This is a genomic window from Bacillus sp. PDNC022 (assembly GCF_016919285.1).
GTDB lineage: Bacteria > Bacillota > Bacilli > Bacillales > Bacillaceae > Bacillus > Bacillus safensis.
In genome coordinates, this window is sequence record NZ_CP070345.1 from 2,171,983 (window position 1) to 2,191,615 (window position 19,633).

The 19,633-nt window shown below is 44.0% G+C and carries 18 protein-coding genes; 5 read left to right on the forward strand and 13 right to left on the reverse strand.

Features of this window, described 5'->3' with window-relative positions:
* Nucleotides 1-14 precede the first annotated feature (14 nt).
* From ligA to pcrB, 3 genes are read right to left on the reverse strand one after another with little or no spacing between them, the layout of a single operon-like run.
* Nucleotides 15-2,021, reverse strand: a complete 2,007-nt coding sequence (gene ligA, locus JVX94_RS11225) for an NAD-dependent DNA ligase LigA (RefSeq protein WP_048239993.1) — start codon at nucleotides 2,019-2,021, stop codon at nucleotides 15-17.
* 44 nt (nucleotides 2,022-2,065) lie between these two features.
* Nucleotides 2,066-4,288 carry a DNA helicase PcrA gene (pcrA, locus tag JVX94_RS11230; protein ID WP_205183109.1) on the reverse strand — a complete coding sequence of 741 codons (2,223 nt, stop codon included), beginning with the start codon at nucleotides 4,286-4,288 and terminating at the stop codon, nucleotides 2,066-2,068.
* A gap of 57 nt (nucleotides 4,289-4,345) precedes the next feature.
* A complete protein-coding gene (gene pcrB / locus JVX94_RS11235; protein WP_205183112.1) occupies nucleotides 4,346-5,038 on the reverse strand; it encodes a heptaprenylglyceryl phosphate synthase in 693 nt (230 codons plus the stop codon).
* A gap of 273 nt (nucleotides 5,039-5,311) precedes the next feature.
* Between pcrB and JVX94_RS11240 the strand changes: the two genes are divergently transcribed.
* Nucleotides 5,312-5,722 carry a DUF2283 domain-containing protein gene (locus JVX94_RS11240; protein ID WP_205183115.1) on the forward strand — a complete coding sequence of 137 codons (411 nt, stop codon included), beginning with the start codon at nucleotides 5,312-5,314 and terminating at the stop codon, nucleotides 5,720-5,722.
* Here the strand turns inward: JVX94_RS11240 and JVX94_RS11245 are convergent.
* Entirely contained in the window at nucleotides 5,703-5,933 is a 231-nt protein-coding gene (locus JVX94_RS11245; RefSeq protein WP_024426686.1) for a hypothetical protein, read from the reverse strand. The genes JVX94_RS11240 and JVX94_RS11245 overlap by 20 nt on opposite strands.
* A gap of 139 nt (nucleotides 5,934-6,072) precedes the next feature.
* Here JVX94_RS11245 and JVX94_RS11250 point away from each other — a divergent pair, with 139 nt between their 5' ends.
* On the forward strand, nucleotides 6,073-7,653 hold the full coding sequence (locus JVX94_RS11250) for an FMN-binding glutamate synthase family protein (protein ID WP_205183117.1): 1,581 nt from the start codon (nucleotides 6,073-6,075) through the stop codon (nucleotides 7,651-7,653).
* Between the two features lie 88 nt (nucleotides 7,654-7,741).
* Nucleotides 7,742-8,251, forward strand: a complete 510-nt coding sequence (locus JVX94_RS11255; RefSeq protein WP_205183119.1) for a DUF3916 domain-containing protein — start codon at nucleotides 7,742-7,744, stop codon at nucleotides 8,249-8,251.
* Nucleotides 8,252-8,352: 101 nt separating this feature from the next.
* On the opposite strand, the gene JVX94_RS11260 is transcribed toward JVX94_RS11255, so the two are convergent.
* Together JVX94_RS11260 and JVX94_RS11265 are read right to left on the reverse strand one after the other, a co-directional pair.
* Complete coding sequence (locus tag JVX94_RS11260) at nucleotides 8,353-8,667, reverse strand: YerC/YecD family TrpR-related protein (protein ID WP_024424524.1); 315 nt, start codon at nucleotides 8,665-8,667, stop codon at nucleotides 8,353-8,355.
* Nucleotides 8,668-9,226: 559 nt separating this feature from the next.
* A complete protein-coding gene (locus tag JVX94_RS11265) occupies nucleotides 9,227-10,969 on the reverse strand; it encodes an adenine deaminase C-terminal domain-containing protein (protein ID WP_197198120.1) in 1,743 nt (580 codons plus the stop codon).
* A 125-nt stretch (nucleotides 10,970-11,094) separates the two neighbouring features.
* Here JVX94_RS11265 and JVX94_RS11270 point away from each other — a divergent pair, with 125 nt between their 5' ends.
* Entirely contained in the window at nucleotides 11,095-11,316 is a 222-nt protein-coding gene (locus JVX94_RS11270) for a YgaP family membrane protein (RefSeq protein ID WP_024424522.1), read from the forward strand.
* A gap of 31 nt (nucleotides 11,317-11,347) precedes the next feature.
* Here the strand turns inward: JVX94_RS11270 and JVX94_RS11275 are convergent, their stop codons facing one another.
* From JVX94_RS11275 to JVX94_RS11290, 4 genes are read right to left on the reverse strand one after another with little or no spacing between them, the layout of a single operon-like run.
* Nucleotides 11,348-12,613 (reverse strand): peptidase, encoded by a 1,266-nt coding sequence (locus JVX94_RS11275; RefSeq protein ID WP_205183120.1) that lies wholly within the window; start codon nucleotides 12,611-12,613, stop codon nucleotides 11,348-11,350.
* A gap of 14 nt (nucleotides 12,614-12,627) precedes the next feature.
* Nucleotides 12,628-13,293 carry a 3-oxoacid CoA-transferase subunit B gene (locus JVX94_RS11280; protein WP_205183121.1) on the reverse strand — a complete coding sequence of 222 codons (666 nt, stop codon included), beginning with the start codon at nucleotides 13,291-13,293 and terminating at the stop codon, nucleotides 12,628-12,630.
* Nucleotides 13,269-13,955, reverse strand: a complete 687-nt coding sequence (locus JVX94_RS11285; RefSeq protein WP_481748183.1) for a CoA transferase subunit A — start codon at nucleotides 13,953-13,955, stop codon at nucleotides 13,269-13,271. Before JVX94_RS11285 ends, JVX94_RS11280 begins: the two co-directional genes overlap by 25 nt.
* Before the next feature lie 12 nt (nucleotides 13,956-13,967).
* Nucleotides 13,968-15,332, reverse strand: a complete 1,365-nt coding sequence (locus JVX94_RS11290) for an aspartate aminotransferase family protein (RefSeq protein ID WP_205183123.1) — start codon at nucleotides 15,330-15,332, stop codon at nucleotides 13,968-13,970.
* Nucleotides 15,333-15,523: 191 nt separating this feature from the next.
* Here JVX94_RS11290 and JVX94_RS11295 point away from each other — a divergent pair, with 191 nt between their 5' ends.
* Nucleotides 15,524-17,182 carry a PucR family transcriptional regulator gene (locus tag JVX94_RS11295; RefSeq protein ID WP_205183124.1) on the forward strand — a complete coding sequence of 553 codons (1,659 nt, stop codon included), beginning with the start codon at nucleotides 15,524-15,526 and terminating at the stop codon, nucleotides 17,180-17,182.
* On the opposite strand, the gene ablB is transcribed toward JVX94_RS11295, so the two are convergent.
* From ablB to purD, 3 genes are all read right to left on the reverse strand, one after another.
* Nucleotides 17,177-18,022 carry a putative beta-lysine N-acetyltransferase gene (gene ablB, locus JVX94_RS11300; protein ID WP_205183126.1) on the reverse strand — a complete coding sequence of 282 codons (846 nt, stop codon included), beginning with the start codon at nucleotides 18,020-18,022 and terminating at the stop codon, nucleotides 17,177-17,179. The genes JVX94_RS11295 and ablB overlap by 6 nt on opposite strands.
* A gap of 21 nt (nucleotides 18,023-18,043) precedes the next feature.
* Nucleotides 18,044-18,238, reverse strand: coding sequence for a hypothetical protein (locus tag JVX94_RS11305; RefSeq protein WP_205183128.1), 195 nt, complete (start codon nucleotides 18,236-18,238; stop codon nucleotides 18,044-18,046).
* Between the two features lie 111 nt (nucleotides 18,239-18,349).
* Entirely contained in the window at nucleotides 18,350-19,624 is a 1,275-nt protein-coding gene (gene purD, locus JVX94_RS11310; protein WP_205183131.1) for a phosphoribosylamine--glycine ligase, read from the reverse strand.
* Between the last annotated feature and the right edge of the window lie 9 nt (nucleotides 19,625-19,633).

The following is a 19,633-nucleotide window of genomic DNA, read 5'->3' on the forward strand; positions in this document are numbered from 1 at the left end:
AGAAAACACTCCTCTTATTTCTTTAGCTCCTCGAGCATTTTAGCTTCGTCCCAAATTTCAATATTGAGTTCTTCTGCCTTTGTCAGCTTACTCCCCGCTGCTTCTCCGGCAATGACTAGATCTGTTTTTTTACTCACACTGCCTGCCAGCTTGCCGCCTAACGCTTCGATCGCTGCTTTTGCATCGTTTCGAGCCATTTCTTCTAATTTCCCTGTCAGCACAATGGTTTTTCCTGCAAAGTAGGAATCACTTTCTTCTGCTTTTACCGGCTTTGGCCCTGTGTAGGTCATATTGACTCCAAGTTCTTTTAGTTCGTTCAGCAGATCGAGTATTTCTTCTTTCTCAAAGTACGTGACGACGGCATCAGCCATTTTTTCACCAATTTCGTCGACTTCAAGTAATTGTTCTTTCGTTGCTTGCTTTAATTGATCGATGTTTTCGAAATGCATCGCCAAGGTCTTTGCCGCTTTTGAACCAATAAATCGAATACCGAGTCCAAATAGTAAACGCTCAAGAGAGTTTTCTTTCGACTGCTCAATCGAACGCAGTAAATTGTCTACAGATTTTTCGCCCATTCGTTCAAGCTGAATCAGCTCTTCTTTCGTTAATCGGTAAAGGTCTGACACACGAGAAACGAGCTGTTCCTTAAAGAGCTGTGTAATGACCCGTTCGCCAAGCCCATCAATATTCATTGCATTACGGGAAACGAAGTGAATGAGCCCCTCGCGTATTTGGGCAGGGCATTCTGGATTGATGCATCGTAAGGCCACTTCGCCTTCGATTCGCACCAGCTCACTATGACACTCTGGACATTCAGTTGGCATGTGAAACGGCTTTTCTTCGCCTGTACGCTGATCGACAAGGACACCTGCGACTTCAGGAATAATATCGCCGGCTTTTTTCACAATCACTTGATCAAAATAGCGAATATCCTTTTCTTTGATCAAATCTTCATTATGAAGAGACGCACGCTGCACTGTCGTCCCTGCTACTTTGACAGGCTCAAGAATTGCTGTTGGTGTAATCACGCCTGTTCGCCCGACACTAAGTTCAATATCAAGCAGCTTCGTTACGACCTCTTCAGCCGGAAACTTGTACGCAACCGCCCAGCGCGGGCTTTTTGCTGTAAAGCCGAGTTCTTCCTGCTGAGCGAGTGAATCGACTTTAATAACAATTCCATCGATTTCATACGAAAAATCGGCACGCTTTACTTTTAATGTTTCAATAAGGTCGATGACTTCTTCGATCGTTTGGCACATCCGTCTTTCTTTGTTTGTTTTAAAGCCAAGTTCGTCGAGAAGATCAAGTCCTGCGCTTTGCGTTTCAACACCAATTTCATCAAGCTCCGCTATACTGTAGACGAATATATCAAGGTTTCGTTTCGCTGCAATTTTCGTATCAAGCTGACGAAGTGAACCTGCAGCCGCATTACGCGGGTTTGCAAACGGCTCTTCTTCGTTTTGTATTCTTTTTTCATTTAATGCTTCAAAAGAAGGTTTTGGCATAAATGCCTCGCCTCTCACTTCAATCGACAGAGGGCGTTTGATTTTAAGCGGGATGGAACGAATCGTTTTGAGGTTTTCAGTAATATCCTCACCCGTTGTTCCATCGCCGCGTGTAGCTCCTCGGACAAACACGCCATTTTCATAACGGAGAGAAACAGCGAGTCCATCAATCTTCAGCTCGACATTGTATGCGATATCGTCGCCGACTGCTTGACGAACCCGGCGGTCAAAATCAAGAAGGTCCTGTTCATTAAACGCATTCCCAAGGCTGAGCATTGGTGTGCCGTGACGCACTTTTTGGAAGGCGTCTAAAACAGCGCCTCCTACTCTTTGTGAAGGAGAATCCGCTGCTTTTAAATCAGGGTGCTCTTCCTCCAGAGAGATCAGCTCACGCATCCGCGCATCATATTCAGCGTCAGGAACACTTGGACGATCAAGTGTATGATATTCGTAGTTGTATTGATTCAAAATCTGGTGCAGTTCCTCGATCCGGCGTTTCGCTGCTTCTTTTTCCATCTGCTTCTTCCTTTCAATTCATCCGTTTTGTCAGTCCTATCAATTTATTGCTTCTCGATTGGTGCAAATGCTGCGAGAAGACGCTTAATGCCTGTAGGGCTTGGGAAGGCAATATCAAGTTCTGTGCTGTCTCCGCTGCCTTTCACACTTACAACCGTACCAACGCCCCATTTTTTATGGGCCGCTTTATCGCCCACAGCCCAGCCAATACTGCCGCCGCCTGTGTTTTGAATCGTTTGTGTTTGCGGACGTGAGACTGGTCCCCGTCTTTGCGGTCTTTCTCTTGTTTGACCAAACGGTGTTTTTGTTTCTTTTTTCTCATTTAGGTTGTCCAATAAATCGGCTGGTATTTCTCGAATGAATCTAGATTCAAGGTTCATGTTCGTCCGGCCGAAAAGTGTTCTCATTTTTGCACTTGATAAATAAAGCTCTTCTTCAGCCCGTGTGATGCCCACATAAGCGAGGCGGCGCTCTTCTTCCATCTCTGCATCTTCCATTAATGAACGGCTGTGCGGGAAGACACCCTCCTCCATCCCCATTAAGAAAACAACAGGGAATTCTAGACCTTTTGCGGCGTGAAGAGTCATTAAGATGACGGCATCCTGATCTTCTTCTTCATTCTCATCCAGCTTATCAATGTCTGCGACGAGGGCGAGATCTGTCAGGAAGGTCACAAGTGACTTGTCCTCATTCTGTTCTTCAAAGTTCTTAGTGACGGATAGAAACTCGTCAATATTTTCTAAGCGGCTTTGTGCTTCAATCGTTTTTTCGAGCTTCAGCGCTTCACGATAGCCTGTTTTCTCTAGAATTTCTTCTGTTAATTCAGTGACAGATAAATAATCCTGCATGTTCGTCATTTGATCAACGAGCTGTTTGAACTCATCAAGCGCATTAGCTGCTCTTGCACTGAGTCCAATGAAATCCACCTGACCAAGTGCTTCAAACATAGACAGGTCATTCATCTCCGCATATGCTGCAATTTTATCAACAGATGTCGCACCGATTCCGCGCTTTGGTACGTTGACAATTCGTGCAAAACTAATATCGTCATCTGGGTTTGCCACTAGGCGTAAGTATGCCAAAATGTCCTTGATCTCTTTTCTGTCATAGAACTTCGTGCCGCCGACAATGTTGTATTGAATGTTTGACTTCAATAATGTTTCCTCTATGACACGAGATTGGGCATTGGTCCGATAAAGGATCGCAAAATCAGATAATTTGCGCTTACCACTCTTATAGAGCTGATGAATCTTTCCAGCGACAAATTGACCTTCACCAAATTCATTATCTGCGCGGTAATAGGCAATCTTCGCCCCTTCATCATTTTCTGTCCAAAGATTTTTCGGCTTCCGGTTTGCATTGTTTTGAATAACCGTATTTGCGGCATGCAAAATGCGTTTCGTCGATCTGTAATTTTGCTCAAGCAGAATCACTTCACTGGATGGATAATCTTTTTCAAAGGAGAGAATGTTTGTAATATCCGCTCCGCGCCAGCGATAAATAGACTGATCCGAGTCACCGACAACACATATATTTTGAAAACGCTGCGCGAGCAGTTTCACAAGCATGTACTGCGCTCTGTTCGTATCCTGATACTCATCCACATGAATGTATTGGAATTTCCGCTGATAGTGCTCTAACACTTCAGGGATGCGCTCAAACAAACGAATCGTCATCATAATTAAATCATCAAAATCGAGTGATTGATTTTTAAGTAGACGCTTTTGATAATCTGTATAGACATCGCTGACCACTTGATCATAGAAATCACCAGCTGTTTTGGCGTATTCCTCTGCGTCAATGAGTTCGTTTTTTGCACTGCTGATGGAACCTAAAATGCTGCGTGGGTCAAACTTTTTAGGATCGATATTCCGTTCTTTTAAAATGTTTTTAATAACTGAAAGCTGGTCAGATGTGTCTAAAATAGAGAAGTTGCGTTTCACACCAATGCGGTCAATATCGCGTCTTAAAATACGGACACACATGCTGTGGAACGTAGAGATCCAGATGTCATCTGCGCCAGGCCCTAAAATAGCCTGGACACGTTCACGCATTTCACGTGCTGCTTTATTTGTAAATGTAATCGCTAAAATGTTCCACGGAGCCACATGCTTTTCTGCCATTAAGTAGGCAATTCGATGTGTGAGCACCCGTGTCTTCCCGCTTCCTGCTCCTGCCATCAATAATAAAGGACCGTCTGTTGCTTTGACTGCTTCTTTCTGCGCGTCATTCAGCCCTTCTAATAGATGATTCGATATTTCATTCATTCCATTCACCGCCAATTCGAACTTATGTTCTATTTTAACCCGTTTCGTCTTATTTGACTATGATGACTTTTTGACTGCTTCGACTGTCTTTAGTGCTTCTTTGAAATTGTTATAAATGACGTTTCCTACAACCACGACGTCTGCATGCTGCGAGAAGTCTTTTGCCTGCTTAGCGTTCTCGATGCCGCCGCCATAAAAAAGAACTGTTTCATCAAGCACTGCTTTTGTTTCTTTGACAAGCTCTATGTCTCCAAGCGTTCCGCTGTATTCCAGATAAAAAATGGGCAGCTTCATCAAATGCTCTGCCACTCTTGCATATGCCCTGACGTCATCGATATCCAGCGCTGTATTTGCCTCTGTAAGCTTGGCCGCTTTACAATCTTCATTTAAGATCACATAACCTTCAGGCACAATCTCTTCCATTGACATCAAATCACCGAATTCCTTCATCGCGTCCTTATGGAGCCCAACAATCCAGTCAGGGTGAGAGCTGTTTAAGACGGTCGGGATGAAATACAGATCAAAGCCGGGCACAATCATCTCATGTGTGGAGATTTCGAGCACACATGGTACAAGAAACCGGCGGACCTTTGACATCAATTGAAGCACATTGTCCTCTGTCACATGATCACTGCCGCCAATCAATATGGCATCCGTCCCAGATTCACAAATCGCTTCTAGCTGTTCATCGGAAATTTCTTTATTTGGATCGAGTTTAAAGACATGCTTCCACTCGGTAACATCATACATGAAAAACGTTCCTCCATTCGTTTCATTCCATTTAAATATTATAACAAAATCAAAGGCCGCAAAAAATGGGTAACCTCCTTTAGCTAAAAGTTTCATTCTTTTGAAAATGGGTGATTGTGTCTTTACATAAAATTGCTGGAGAATAGATAAAAAACCCACTCGAAGAGGAGCTAAAAGAGGTTGATATTTTGGCATTTTGTCACATGTCATTATACAATAAAGGAATATTTTACTATAGATTTAAAAACCATCTATTGAGCAGAGGTGATTCAGTTGAAAAGAACGATTACATATGAACAAAATATAGACATCGGATACATCTATATCACCCCGCAAGCGGAGCATATGAAAATCAAAGAAACCATTGAATTAGATGTCAATGAATGTGTCAATGTAGATATTGATCAAGAAGGCCGGGTGGCTGGCTTGGAGTTATTTGCAGAAGAATCCAAAGTGCTGCGGAACGTACCGGTTTATGAGGATGAAATTTCTTTACGTTTGACAGATCAGGAAATTCTCTCAACTTATCATCTGTCAGGCATTGAATTTCAATTCTCGACATCTGATCACAATGGGCTGACCGGTTTTACCATTGTCGATCCTCTTCGCTATAACATCACAAGAAAAAAAACCGTTTTGATCTTTCAAAACGGTTTTTTTCAAATTATTGTCTCGCTTCATTAAAATAATGGACGGATGTCATAGCCCCTTCGTCGACCATCTTGTTGTCTTGGATATCTAATGGATCTGGGTGGCCGGCTTTTTCAGGAATCTTTTCATCTGACCGGAACATGCTTGCCCATTTTTTCAGATGCTGTTTATTTTTTACCGCTAATAACACAGCACCTCCAACCCCTAATCCTGCAAGTACATACGCATTTGGACGCTTATTCATGTATGTTCCCTCCCCTTATGATCTTATTTGTAAGTTACCCCGCCTTTTCATTTCTAAACGTCACAATATGCTGGTGTGGTTTCTCTTTCATTAAAAAGTGGAATAACAACAGCAATGAAAGAGAAAAGAGGGGAACTTCATGACCACAACCTTAATGATCATCAGCGCATTACTAGTCATTTGTTTGATCATCCCAATCATTCTACTAATCTGGATTTGGATGAGAGATGAAAAACAAGAAGAACATTCAGTTCTGCGAAATTATCCGGTCATTGGAAAGCTGCGGTTTATTTTTGAAAAAATAGGACCTGAGCTTCGCCAATATCTGTTTCTGAATGACCGAGAGGAGCTGCCCTTCTCAAGAAGAGAATACGAGCAGGCGGTCATGTCTGGGAAGTACAAAAGCCGGACGATGGGCTTTGGATCAAAACGTGATTTTGACAAGCCAGGCTATTACATTCGAAACGTCCTATTTCCAAAGCAGCGAAATGAACTACGAATCGATCAATCTGAAAAAATCAAAACAAAAGTATATCAGATTGACCAAGACAATTTACTGCGAAGAAGTGAACATTTCAAAGAAGTCGAAGCAAAGCCTTACTTTCTCCATCAAGAGGATGTACAAGTCATTGGCGAACACACATGTCAAAAGCCTTTCCATGTGAAAGGATTGATCGGTCAATCTGCCATGAGCTACGGCTCATTAGGCGACAGGGCGATTACAGCTCTATCCTCAGGATTAAAAATGGCCGGCGGGACGTGGATGAACACAGGTGAAGGCGGGCTTTCTCCTTATCATCTCAAAGGCGGCGCAGATATCATTTGCCAGATTGGACCTGGTTTATTTGGCGTCAGAACAGAAGATGGCGCATTTTCCTTTGAAGAATTCAAGAAAAAAAGCGAACACGAGGAAGTCAAAGCCTTTGAACTCAAGCTGGCACAAGGAGCAAAAACACGCGGCGGTCATATTGACGGCGAAAAAGTGACGGAAGAAATTGCGAATATCCGTAAATTACCGCCTCACCAATCCATTGACAGCCCAAACCGCTTTGAGATGTTCCACTCCATTCCTGACATGTTTGATTTCATTGAGGAGTTGCGGAGTATAGGCGGAAAGCCAGTCGGAATCAAACTTGTTGTCGGACATAAAGAAAATATTGAAGAGCTTGCCAGCTATATGAAAAAAAGCGGGAAACACCCTGATTTCATTACAGTGGATGGCGGAGAAGGCGGTACAGGGGCGTCCTTTCATGAATTGGCAGATTCCGCCGGGCTGCCGATTTTCACGGCACTCCCAATGGTTCATCAAATATTAAAAGAATACGGTGTCAGAGATCAAGTGAAGCTCTTTGCTTCTGGCAAACTTCTCTCACCTGATAAAATTGCGATTGCCCTTTCAATGGGAGCTGACTTTGTGAATATTGCCAGAGGACTCATGTTTTCAGTCGGATGCATTCGCGCCCAAGTCTGCCACACGAATAAATGCCCAGTCGGGGTCGCCACGACTGATCCAAAGCTGCAAAAGGGTTTATCGATTGAAGAAAAGAAATATCGAGTCTGCAATTATATCCTGTCTCTTAGAGAAGGTTTGTTTAACTTATCCGCAGCTGCGGGAATAGAATCGCCTATTCATTTTAATGAAAAACATATTATCTTTAGACAAGAGAATGGCCAGACAAGCGAAGTGCCGATGTTCTCAGGCACACAGCCATCTGTCTAACTCGAAAAGGTGCGGAAACGCGCCTTTTTTATTGACATTAATCGCGTATAAAGAACTTAAAAAAGTGACTGAAATGGAGAGCTAGAGCATGCGTGAGAAAAAGGTTCGCGGAAGGAAACGGAAGACCGATCAAATGGTCACAAGAATTGAGGCAAATACACAGAAGTTCCCGGCAGATATCGAACATGGCTATTGGCATCTGCCTCTACCAGTTGCATATGATTTTATTTCCTCGAGCAAAACACCGAAAAAGATAAAGCGATTATGCATTCAAACCCTATTAAATAGAGCTGAACATCTTATTGATCTAAAACCGAATGACGGTGAAACATATCGTGTAGTAGTTGCAGTAGACGTCCCTGGATTTTTGGGTTCACAAATCATTGTATTTAAAGGAGATGCCTATTTTCAAAACTTTTTCGATAGACATGATGACGATCAGAAATGGCTGCCTCTTCCCGCAGAAAGAGACTTTCAAAGGGAATGGTGGTTATCTGTTTCACAGGACATGCAAACAGTAGGATTTAAGGAAATCATGTCTAGTGAAGATGGCATCTCCTATGAGGGAGAAAGATGGTTTATGGGCGAGCTAAAGTAAAAAAACAGGGACACTTTATCAGCCCCTGCCCGCCTTTTCATAAAAAAAACTGCAAACAAGTCCATTTTTTGTGAAAAGGATTGTTTACAGTGAAAGCTGCTTTATTTTGTTTCGTTATTTTCCTGCTGTTCTGCTACGCGGTCAAGTGCCATCGTATAGGCATCGTTGCCGTAGTTCAAGCAGCGTTTGACACGTGAGATGGTTGCAGTGCTTGCACCTGTTTCCGTCTCAATTTTATGATACGTGTTTCCCTCGCGAAGCATACGTGCTACTTCAAGACGCTGTGATAAAGATTGGATTTCATTGATGGTACATAAATCATCAAAGAATCGATAACATTCTTCCAGGTCTTTAAGGGATAAGATGGAGTTGAATAACTGATCTAAGCTTTTGCCCCTTAATTTATCAATTTGCATCTTAATACATCTTCTCCTTTACTATTGCCCCACCGCTTCGCACGATTTTCTTCTGAGAAAGCGGTATCTTTCCTGACTAATTTTTTAAAACCTCAGCAATGAGCTTTGAACAGATCATGACAGGTTTGGTTCTACGCTGAAATTGCCGTCAGGTTCTTTCGTAAGCCGAAGCTTCTTTATCGTAAACAAATTCGACAAGTTCTGTCATTTTCCTTGTATGACAATCTGACAAACTTGTTTGCTTCCGGTATAAAGATGACTACTGCTTGGTTAGGTCTTCTACCCTTATATACAGGCTTTGCGGAAAGCTCGGCGAGACCACAAATATGCGCCCCGCCTTGCTCAATTATTCAAAATATGTTGGCCGGTCAGCGTAACCGACAGATTCATTTTACAATTAGAGTACTTCTTTCGTCATGTCAAAGCCCTCTGCTTTGTCAACAGCTCCACATAAGATCATTTTCACTTACATGGCAGTGAAGAGAACCATGGCTCACTTCTGCCCTATAACAGCAGTCAGAAATGCGGCAAAGATGATACAGCTCCACTCTGTTATATTTTAACGCATTATAGACGGAAAGAGTACAGTTTTTTTCATGACATCAAATATTCCTCTTGGTGTCACTCGAATATACGGCAAATGTGTACTTTGGAAAAAGACAAGTGTATCAATTGGGCAGTCAAATGGATAGCCGCGCTCAATGAGCAGCTCACGTAATGTTTGTTCCTGCTGAAGAACAGTCTCAAACGGTTCAGCCGATGCACAGCCTGATAATTGCAGCGGGATTTCGTGCAAAATTTTCCCGTTCTCTGTGAGTACGATTCCCCCGCCAATTTCTTTCATCCGCTTATGAGCCAGCATCATATCTTCTTTATTTTTCCCGATCACTAAAATGTCACCCGTGAGCGAAAATGAGCTGACAAAGCCCTGCACTTTATTTGCGAACCCTTTTAGCATCGTATTCACACGCCACTCACCTTTTCGGTCAATCAGGCTAAAGAAGCTTTGATCATGGTCACATGACAGCTGGTTGATTGAGTTATCAATTTCCACTGTATAAGGCTCCATAATAACGGCATTTCTCATCTTGACACCTAGCGGCATAGAGAATTGCAAATCACTCATCGTGAGATCGTAGCCTAAATCTAATGGAGCAAGCCCGCCATTTTCCCATTTTGTTTCTTGGAATTGGTGCTGGTTCTCGCCATCTAATTTGAGAATAACCCCTTTAGATATCACCGTTTCAGGATTTGGGTTCATTGGATCATCTAAAATATTCAAAGAAGCCAGCCGGCCTGGGCCAACAACGCCTAGTAAATCATCAATTTGATAGTATTTTGCAATGTTAAATGTCGCCATATTATACGCATCAATGATCGGCACGCCTTCTTCAAGGGCAATTGAAATCAAACGGTTAATCATGCCTTCCTCATAAAAGTGAGGAGCAGCACCATCTGTTGTATAGAAAAAGTGATCATAATGTCTAAAATCACGCTCATGCAGTTCTCTTAAAATGTTCACTAAATCTGGGCGGATGGAAGAATGCCGCAATGAAACATGATAGCCAAGGGACAAGCGTTTTAACACATCGTCCGCATTCATCGCTTCATGATCACTGTCCGCGCCAAACAGCTTCATTTTTGTTAGCGTTTTCTCAGAAGCTCCAGGGAAATGACCTTCGATTCGTTTTCTCTGCTTCTTCGTTTCTTGCATGCAATATAGAATGAGATCATCACCGTCCATCAATCTTGGCCAGCTTGTTAATTCGCCGCCTTGGAGGACGTCAGGATGATCAATCCATTCCTTCCGGTAGTTGACTGGCAGCATCTCATCTTCATATCTGACTTCCGTTTGAAGATCGTATCTGGACCACCAGAAATACTGAAATGGCTGCTTTTTTAATTCACACAGAGTGGAAAGCGCTTTCTTTTCATTGCTTTGCAAAAGAAGAAATAAGTTATCGCTGACCATTGTTGTTGTGCCAAATTGAGACACATATTCTGCAAGTGATTGGGGATTATAAATATGGAACGGGTGCGCGTGAGGCTCTATATACCCAGGCACAATGTATTTCCCTTCACAATCAATCACACGTTTAGCTGATTTATTTTGAGGAAGCTCTGCTCCGACATAAACAATTCGATCATCATGTATCCAAATATTTGCCTTCACCCATTGTTTCAAAAACGGGTTAAGCACGAGTCCATTCGTTAAAAGGAGTGTTGGAACTATTTTTGAGTCGACTACATCGATTTGTGTGCGGATGTCATTGTTTCTCCAATTAAAAGTACGTTCGGACATTCACATACTCTCCTTCATTTGTATTAGCCCTATCGTAACATAACGAACCACGTTACGCATTAATGAAACGTTACAATTTCTTGAAATCACACTTAAAATAATTTAAAAAAGGAGATTCACCTTCAATGAAACCTAATCTCGGCTTAATGGAAGCGCTCATTAGAATTGCCTGCGGAATGACAATATGTACTGTGGCTGGATCGTTATATGCTAGAAAACCATGGAGTAAAATGCTGCTTTTGGGCATCATGTTTGGCGGTATGAAACTGGGATCTGGTATTCTTCGTTTTTGTCCAGTGACATATATGTGTGAGCAGCAGGATACACATAAAGAGAAGGCTGAGTAAGACAGCCTTCTTTTTTGTGATCATTTTCATCTCATTCCGCTGCTTCACACCATTCTACTATTGTACCTGCAATAATTTCTGCTGCTTCAATCACATGCTCAATGTCGATGGATTCATTCGGAAAATGGGCAAGCTCCGTTGTTCCCGGTCCAAACACGATGATCGGAATACCTGCCGCCTGTGACAGTAATCCGCCGTCCGTTCCCCAAGGGGCGGCTTCGATCTTCGGCGGCTGATTCATGACCGCTTCATATTGTTCCTTCAATAAACCTAAAAGCGGATGATCCGTATCGATGGAACCCGGAAGCCACCTTGCACCAAACCATTCAACCTCAACAGGATGCTCTTGGAACCATTCATCTTTTTCTCCGAGTCCTGCCATCCAATTTTCTAATTCCTTCTCTGCCTGTTCTACCGTTTCACCCGGCATCACCCCGAGCCTGCCTTCCATTGTGACAAGGTCTGCTACAGAGGATGGCCAATCACCGCCCTGAATTTTCCCGATATTGATCGGGATCGGGATTGGGATATGCTGAAACAGCGGCTCAGTGATTCGCTGATTTCTTTCTTCTTCAAGTGCCGCTATATGTGAAAGGACTATCGTGCTCTTTTCAATAGCAGAAACGCCGTGATATCTTGTTCCGCCATGAGCAGCCCTTCCTTTAATATGCAGTCTGAACCATTTAGATCCTTGCTGAATCGGAAAGATTTTCATATGACTTGGCTCTGGAATGATGGCTGCCTCTGCTGTATATCCTCTTAGTATGGCTGCAAGGGTGCCTGCGCCGCCGCTCTCTTCTTCGACAACACTATGAAACACGACATCTCCCTTCAGCGGAATCTGAAGCGCATGCAGTGCTTCAAGTGCAAAGAGTAAAGAAACGTTTCCACCTTTCATATCTGTTGCCCCGCGTCCATAAAGTCTCCCATTTATGATATGCCCGCTGTAGGGCGGATATGTCCATTGTTTGTGATCTCCTGCTGGGACAACATCCACATGCCCATTTAATAAGATAGATTTGCCGCCTCCTTTACCTTTCAATCGTCCGGCGACATTAGGACTTCCTTTAAAGGAACGCCTAGGGGAATAAAAATACGGGTGGTTCAGCAAGTCATCTCCGCCAATGTCCCATAGGTCAACATCAAAGCCAATGGCAGAAATTTTATTTGCTACGATTTGCTGTACTTCTTGCTCATTTCCTTGTGTGCTGTCACATTGCACCATTTGCTGAAGAAGCGTCACGGCTTCCTCCTTATGCTCTTTCATCCAGCTTCTGATACGTGTAATTGGCTGCAAGTCGGTCATCCTTTCTACACAACAGATTTGACATCAGGCGCTAAAATGAGCGGCGCCTCTGTCGCCCTCATGACATCCTCCGGCTGAAACGGCGGCATGACTTCACGCAAAATGAGCAGCTTTGACTTGACCTCTATGACTGCCATATCCGTAATAATCAAGTCCACACAAGTCTTAGCTGTTAAAGGCAGCGTGCAGGCTGCTTTTATCTTAGATTGTCCGTGTTTATCAAGGTGGCTCATTACGACCACCACCTTTTTCGCTTTTTGCGCGAGTTCAATCGCTCCACCCATACCCGGCACTCGTTTCCCTGGCACAATCCAATTGGCAAGATCACCATGACTGCTGACTTCAAGTGCACCTAAAATGGTCATATCCAGCATCCCTTTGCGAATGATGCCAAAAGCGGTTGTGCTGTCCATATATGAGCCGCCTTTTGTTAACGTAATGGGAAAACCGCCGGCATTGCACAAATTCGGATCTTCTTCCCCTTGTGCTGGTGAAGCGCCTGCCCCCATAATGCCGTTTTCTGCATGCAGCCACACCTCGTAATGTGCTGGGATGTATTCAGCTGCAAGAGTCGGGATGCCGATCCCAAGATTGACGATCATCCCATCTTCAATTTCCTGAGCCGCGCGTTTGGCTATGCGGTGTCTTAAATCGATGTCTCCCATGCCCATGTCCAGTTCACTCCTTTTGATTGCACGATCTGGTTCACAAATACGCCTGGCGTGACGATTTCCTCTGGATGAAGCCCGCCCACAGGCACAATCTCTTCTACTTCCGCAATGGTCCAGTCTCCTGCCATCGCCACAATCGGGTTTGTATTCCGCGCGCTTTTATCAAAAATCAGGTTGCCTGCTTCATCTGCTTTGAGGGCATTCACAATTGCGATATCCGCAGTCAGTGCAGGCTCAAGGATATACTTCTTTCCATCCAGCTGAACCAATTGTTTCTCATCAAGATTCAGGCTATCCATGCCGACATCTGTCACAATGCCCGCTAAACCCATCCCGCCTGCCCTGATCTTTTCTGCTAGAATGCCTTGCGGGTAAAAAAGAACGTCTAGTGTACCTGCCTGCATTTTCTGCCCGGCAATTGGATTTGAGCCAATATGAGAGGCAATGATTTTCTTCACTCTTCCTTCTGTGATCAGCCTGCCAACACCGATTTGCGGGAAGCCTGCATCGTTTCCGATCAATGTCAGGTCTTTGATATTGGCTTCTAGAATGGTATCGATCAATGATGGCGGTGAACCCACACCGCCAAACCCGCCAAACATGATGGTCATTCCGTCTCTGAAATGCGTGATGACTTCATCAAAGTTCGCTATTTTGTTCATCATCTTTCCTCCCTACATGGCAGATGGGAAAAACCCTCGATTGATGACTTCTTGCTCGACCTGCGTCATTGTCTGCCTGAATAAATGAATCAGTTCATCCATCTCCTGCTGCGTAATAGAAAGCGGCGGTGCGATCATGACCGCTGCACCTCCTACGCCATCCTCACCAGCGCTTGCTGGGTAAACAAGCAAACCATTTTGTTTGGCCGTCTCCACAACTAAATGTGTCATTTGAGCATGGGCAGGAAATGGTGTTTTCGATAATCGGTCTGCGACAAATTCAATGCCAATGAGCAGTCCCTTTCCTCTCACATCTCCTATGATGGAATGATTTGTTTGCAAATTCTTTAAAGCATTCATTAAATATCGGCCAGACAAATCAGCTCGTTCTGAAAGCTGGTGTTTTTTCATATATCGAATGACAGCCAGTGAGACGGCTGCTGAAAGCGGATTGCCGCTATAAGTGTGGCCTGCCATCACAGAGCCCGAACCGCTGAGAATCGGTGCAATCACATGATCCGCTGAGACAGCTGCCGCAATCGGTGAATAGCCGGCGCTCATGCCTTTTCCGAGTACCATAATATCTGGTACGACGCCCCAATGTTCCATGGCAAACATTTTCCCAGTTCGTCCAAAGCCTGTCATGACTTCATCTGCAATCATTAAAATATCGTTTTCCTCACAAACTCGCTTCATCGCCTCAAAATATCCATCTGGCGGAACAAGCGCCGCGCCCGCTGCTCCAACAATCGGCTCTGCAATAAAAGCCGCAATCCTCTCTTTTCCTATACGCTGGATGACGGTTTTAAATTCCTGTACATACCATTCGACCTGCTTGCTTTCTTCCTTTGGCAGCCACGAACGATAGCTGTATGGCGGAGACAGCACCGGGTGTTTTTCGAGCAGTGGTTCAAAGCGCTCTCTCCTTGCAATATGTCCTGACATCGAAAGCGCACCGAGTGTGATGCCGTGATAACTCATCCATCTTGAGATGATGTGATTCTTCTCAGCCTTCCCCTGCTCCTGCCAATGCTGAATGGCTATTTTCATGGCGGTTTCTGTTGCCTCTGATCCGCTTCCGACAAAAAAAGACCAGTTCAGGTTCCCTGGGCAGAGCGTACTCAATTCATAGGCAAGTTCTTCCGCTGGTTCATTTGTAAATTGTGATCTGTACGTAAAGCTCACCTTTTCCGCTTGCTCTGTCATGGCATCAATGATGTCTCGTATGCCATGTCCAATACTTGCCGTGACAGCACCCGATGAGCCGTCTAAATATTTTTTCCCGTCCCGATCATATAAATAAATCCCCTCTCCTTTCACAGCCACAGGATAATGCTGATTCAACATCGGTTTGATTAAGTAATCCCGGGTCTCCACTTTGTCATTCCTCCCTCTCTCGTCAGCAGCTGCATCTTTCTTTTTTCATGAATCGCAAGAAAATTTTGTATACTTGTTATAAGATTAGCTTAATCAAGAGGGCAGTCATCCTCCATTCGCCATATGCCCGAATTTCACACGCATTTTTTATACATCGTGTATAAGAGTGTTCAAAAGGAGGTCATGAGTCTATGGCGATTCTCGTAAAAGATGCACTCTCGCTCGATATCATGAAGGAAACAAAGCTGCTTGCTGGGGAAAATGGACTGGACCGCCTCATTCAGTGGGTGACCATTGTAGAAATTATCGAAGATACTTCAAGGCTTTCAGAAGGGGAACTGCTCGTCACAACCGGCTTTGGACTTGCAGACAATAGGGAAAGGCGCGCCCGGCTTGAGGAGCTGATTCAATCTCATCGTCTATCGGCCATTGCGATTTATAAAGGCGTGTACTTAACGGAGATTCCGGCATCACTGGTCGAAGCTGCCAAAAACAGCGGCATTCCACTCATCGAGATTCCTTCACATGTCAACTTCTCAGACATTACAAAAGCCGTCCTAGAGCAAATCGTCAGCAGCCAGCTCCATCAGCTTAAATATTCTTCAGCTATTCACCAAAGACTGACCCATTTAAATGTAAGCAATAAAAATGTCACACAAATTACAGATGAGCTGGCACATCTCACTTCGGCAAACATCGTCGTGCTTGATGTTTTTTTACATCAAACCGCAGCTCATCTCATCAAAGATGAAGTGACGTACTCTCCTGCTGTTGGCTTTCTGACAGATCGTGAACCAATCGAAACGATGCCTCTTCTCAAGCAGGCTGAGGAGAAAGGACGGCTCGTTTATGACACATGCGGTGCGTTTGTCCTCGCTGCATGTCCGGTCATTGCGATGGGCGATATTTTCGGATTTATTGTATCTTTAAAGAAAAAGGATACGTGGCATCATCTCGACGCGATTGCCATCGAGCATGCCGGGGCGGTGTATGCGATTGAATGGCTGAAGCAAAAAGCCATTCAAGATACAGAAAACCAAATGCAAGGTCATTTATTAGATGATATTTTGCAGCAGCAATACACAGAAGAAAGCTATGTGGTCGAACAAGCAACGAAGCTGCAATATGATATGAGCGATGAGCAGGTGGTCATCTACTTTCAATTTCAGCATCAGCACACACAGCTCGATCACCAAATGATGCAGCGCCTATCTCAATTACTCACGTCGATATTTGAACGCAGACATATTCCTTTTTTACTAAAGACAAGGCTCGATTCCATTTTTGTTCTTACACCAGCAGGAAAAAAACCGTTTCATGAAGCGGAGTGGTATCGCGCAGCAGAAGAGTGCCGGAGCACCTGGTCTTATTTTTTTCCCGTCCATCCGATTGTGATTGGCATTGGGAGAGCCTATGACCAAATCGGTCTCTTTTCAAAAAGCGCGAAGGAAGCGCAGTATGCAGCAAGGCTTCTTCCGCTTTTAAAGACAGACGAATGCATCATTCATTATCAGAAGCTCGGCTTATACGGGATGCTTCTTGAAATGAATGAAGCGGGTATGAATTTGCATGACTTTTACGTGGAGCTGTTAAGCCCCTTGCTTTATACGAAAAAACAGGGCGCTGACCTGATCCATACACTCGAAGTGTATTTGGCCCACAATGAAAATATTCAAAAATCTGCGGGGGAATTGTTTATTCATAGGCATACATTAAGCTACCGGCTGAAACAAATTGAAACGAGAACTGGCTGCAGCCTCAAATCCACGGATGATCGGATGAAGCTGCAGCTTAGTATCATGGCGTACCGCCTATCTGGTCTGCTTGATCAGATGAGAACCATTTCATGATTCATTCGGCGTTTTCACCCATAGATTCATATCTTCAATTTTGTCAAAAATATAGCAGTTGTTTTGGAAACGCCCAGTATACGTATAACCGAGCTGATAAAACACTTGGTTCATTCCATAGGACAGTGCACGTGCTAGAGAATAAAAAACATAGATGTGCATGGATTGAAGTTCTTTTTCGAGTGCTAGAATCAAATGATGCATGAATCCTAGTTTTCTGTATGATGGAAGGGTCGCACAATCTGTTAATTCCGCATGACCATACGGCGCATTAATTTCAGCGGATGCTGCACTCACAATGTGCCCGTCATGTTCAACGGCATAAAAAACCGTCCCTTCCTCCATCACCTTTTGGATGTAATCTGGCTCGTTCATTGGCGTAGGATACGTTTCAAAGACGGTATCATAGAGCTTTGCCAGCTTGTGAATATCCTGCGTATCCGCTTTCCTCATCACATATTCATCCTGCCACATGCCTTGATCTTTTTTGAGAGGCTTTTCTTGAATAGACGCAACAATTTCATCTTCCTTCAGCCAATACGGGCTGTTCATTCGACTCTCCGTCAGAAAGAGCGACATGCCGTACGCATCACTTCCAAGAAAATAATGAGAAAACACGCCTTCAAGCCGAAAGCCTTTTTCTAAAAAAAGAGGCATATGCTCTCGCCTGACTTTCACAATGACCTTAGAAGCCTTGGAGTCTGCCGCTTCCTGAAGAACCGACTGAATCACATCCCGCACCCTGCCGCTGTAGTCATCCAAACGGATTCGCTCATTAAATGAATCAATACAGATCGAGGCAGAAAAACGCTCGTTCGCAAGTTCCTTCAATTGCACCATATACTCATCCTCTCTTATAAATCAGCTAATAAAAAAAATCCAAATGGAAAATGAAACAATGACGATACCAGAAAAAATCGACATGATCATATACCGAATGGCTGAGCCTTTTTTGGCTTTGTTTTGCTTTCTCGCTTCATACATGATGAGATTTGAGAACATTACAAATAAAATAAGTAACACGATTGCAAATAGAATGATTCCTTGAATGACCATGCTGCCTCCTCATAAACTCGTCATCCCATACTACTTCTTCATATTCGAGCATCATCCCTTCTCATGAACAAAAAACACCTTTCCATCTCGTCAGATAGAAAGGTGTTTTGATTAAACGTTTTTCTCCGCAGCCTTCAGCGCACGGGCACCGATGTCACGGCGATAAAATAGACCTGGCTGTATGATTTCTTCAACCGCTTCATACACTCTTGATCTTGCCGCTTCAAATGTGTCGTCAAATGCGGTTACATTCGCTACACGGCCGCCATTTGTGACGAATTGATTGTTTTCTTTTTTTGTTCCTGCGTGGAAGGTCACGACATCAGAGACAGTCGTTTGCAAGGTACCGATTGGTGTGCCTTTTGCATAGTCTTCTGGGTATCCTTCTGATGCAAGAACCACACTGACAGCCGCAGTGTCTTTCCACTGTAAGTCCACATCTTTTCCATCAAGAATATCGAGAAATACTTGAACTAGATCTGATTGTAGACGAGGGAGAACCACTTGCGTTTCAGGGTCGCCAAAGCGTGCATTGAATTCAATCACCTTTGAGCCTTCTGGTGTCAGCATTAAGCCAGCATATAAAATGCCTGTAAATGGACGCCCTTCCTGCACCATCGCGCGAGCTGCCGGTTTGACGACGTCCTCCACCGCTTTTTGGACGACTTCATCTGAAATTTGCGGAACTGGTGAATAAGCACCCATCCCGCCGGTGTTTGGCCCTTTGTCATCTTCAAAGGCCCGTTTGTGATCCTGCGCAATCACCATCGGGTACACCTTTTCTCCGTTGACAAAGGCCATGAGTGAAAATTCTTCGCCTGCTAAAAATTCTTCAATGACGACAGATGCACTTGCATCGCCAAACTTTTCATCCTCTAAGAAATCATGCAGACAATCGACCGCCTCTTCAAGCGTCATGGCCACTGTCACACCTTTGCCTGCGGCGAGACCGTCTGCTTTAATAACAATCGGCGCACCCTTTTCTTCCACATATGCTTTTGCTTCTTCAAACGATGTAAAAGCAGCATAGGCAGCCGTCGGGATATCGTAATTCTTCATTAAGTCTTTTGCAAATTCCTTTGAGCCTTCAATGACCGCAGCTTTTGCATTCGGTCCAAATACTTTTAGACCTGCTTCTTCAAATGCATCAACGACACCTGCGATTAAAGGGACCTCTGGACCGACAATGGTTAAGCCGATTTCGTTTTCTTTTGCAAAACGAATTAATGACTCATGATCGCCTTCGTCGATTGGTACAAGCTTCGCAGCATCTGTCATTCCATCATTGCCGGGTGCGACAAATACTTGGCTGACAAGTTCACTTTGATTCACTTTCCATGCGATGGTATGCTCTCTTCCGCCTCTGCCGATAATTAATACGTTCACACTGTCATC

Excerpts from the sequence above, each read along its gene's own strand:
- JVX94_RS11280 (WP_205183121.1), bottom strand. The coding sequence starts at position 13,293 with ATGGGCATGGGAGACATCGATTTAAGACACCGCATAGCCAAACGCGCG.
- JVX94_RS11250 (WP_205183117.1), top strand. The coding sequence starts at position 6,073 with ATGACCACAACCTTAATGATCATCAGCGCATTACTAGTCATTTGTTTG.
- pcrA (WP_205183109.1), bottom strand. The coding sequence starts at position 4,288 with ATGAATGAAATATCGAATCATCTATTAGAAGGGCTGAATGACGCGCAG.
- JVX94_RS11305 (WP_205183128.1), bottom strand. The coding sequence starts at position 18,238 with ATGGTCATTCAAGGAATCATTCTATTTGCAATCGTGTTACTTATTTTA.
- JVX94_RS11295 (WP_205183124.1), top strand. The coding sequence starts at position 15,524 with ATGGCGATTCTCGTAAAAGATGCACTCTCGCTCGATATCATGAAGGAA.
- JVX94_RS11265 (WP_197198120.1), bottom strand. The coding sequence starts at position 10,969 with ATGTCCGAACGTACTTTTAATTGGAGAAACAATGACATCCGCACACAA.
- JVX94_RS11270 (WP_024424522.1), top strand. The coding sequence starts at position 11,095 with ATGAAACCTAATCTCGGCTTAATGGAAGCGCTCATTAGAATTGCCTGC.
- ligA (WP_048239993.1), bottom strand. The coding sequence starts at position 2,021 with ATGGAAAAAGAAGCAGCGAAACGCCGGATCGAGGAACTGCACCAGATT.
- JVX94_RS11255 (WP_205183119.1), top strand. The coding sequence starts at position 7,742 with ATGCGTGAGAAAAAGGTTCGCGGAAGGAAACGGAAGACCGATCAAATG.
- JVX94_RS11285 (WP_481748183.1), bottom strand. The coding sequence starts at position 13,955 with ATGAACAAAATAGCGAACTTTGATGAAGTCATCACGCATTTCAGAGAC.
- JVX94_RS11260 (WP_024424524.1), bottom strand. The coding sequence starts at position 8,667 with ATGCAAATTGATAAATTAAGGGGCAAAAGCTTAGATCAGTTATTCAAC.
- pcrB (WP_205183112.1), bottom strand. The coding sequence starts at position 5,038 with ATGTATGATGTTACCGAGTGGAAGCATGTCTTTAAACTCGATCCAAAT.
- JVX94_RS11245 (WP_024426686.1), bottom strand. The coding sequence starts at position 5,933 with ATGAATAAGCGTCCAAATGCGTATGTACTTGCAGGATTAGGGGTTGGA.
- ablB (WP_205183126.1), bottom strand. The coding sequence starts at position 18,022 with ATGGTGCAATTGAAGGAACTTGCGAACGAGCGTTTTTCTGCCTCGATC.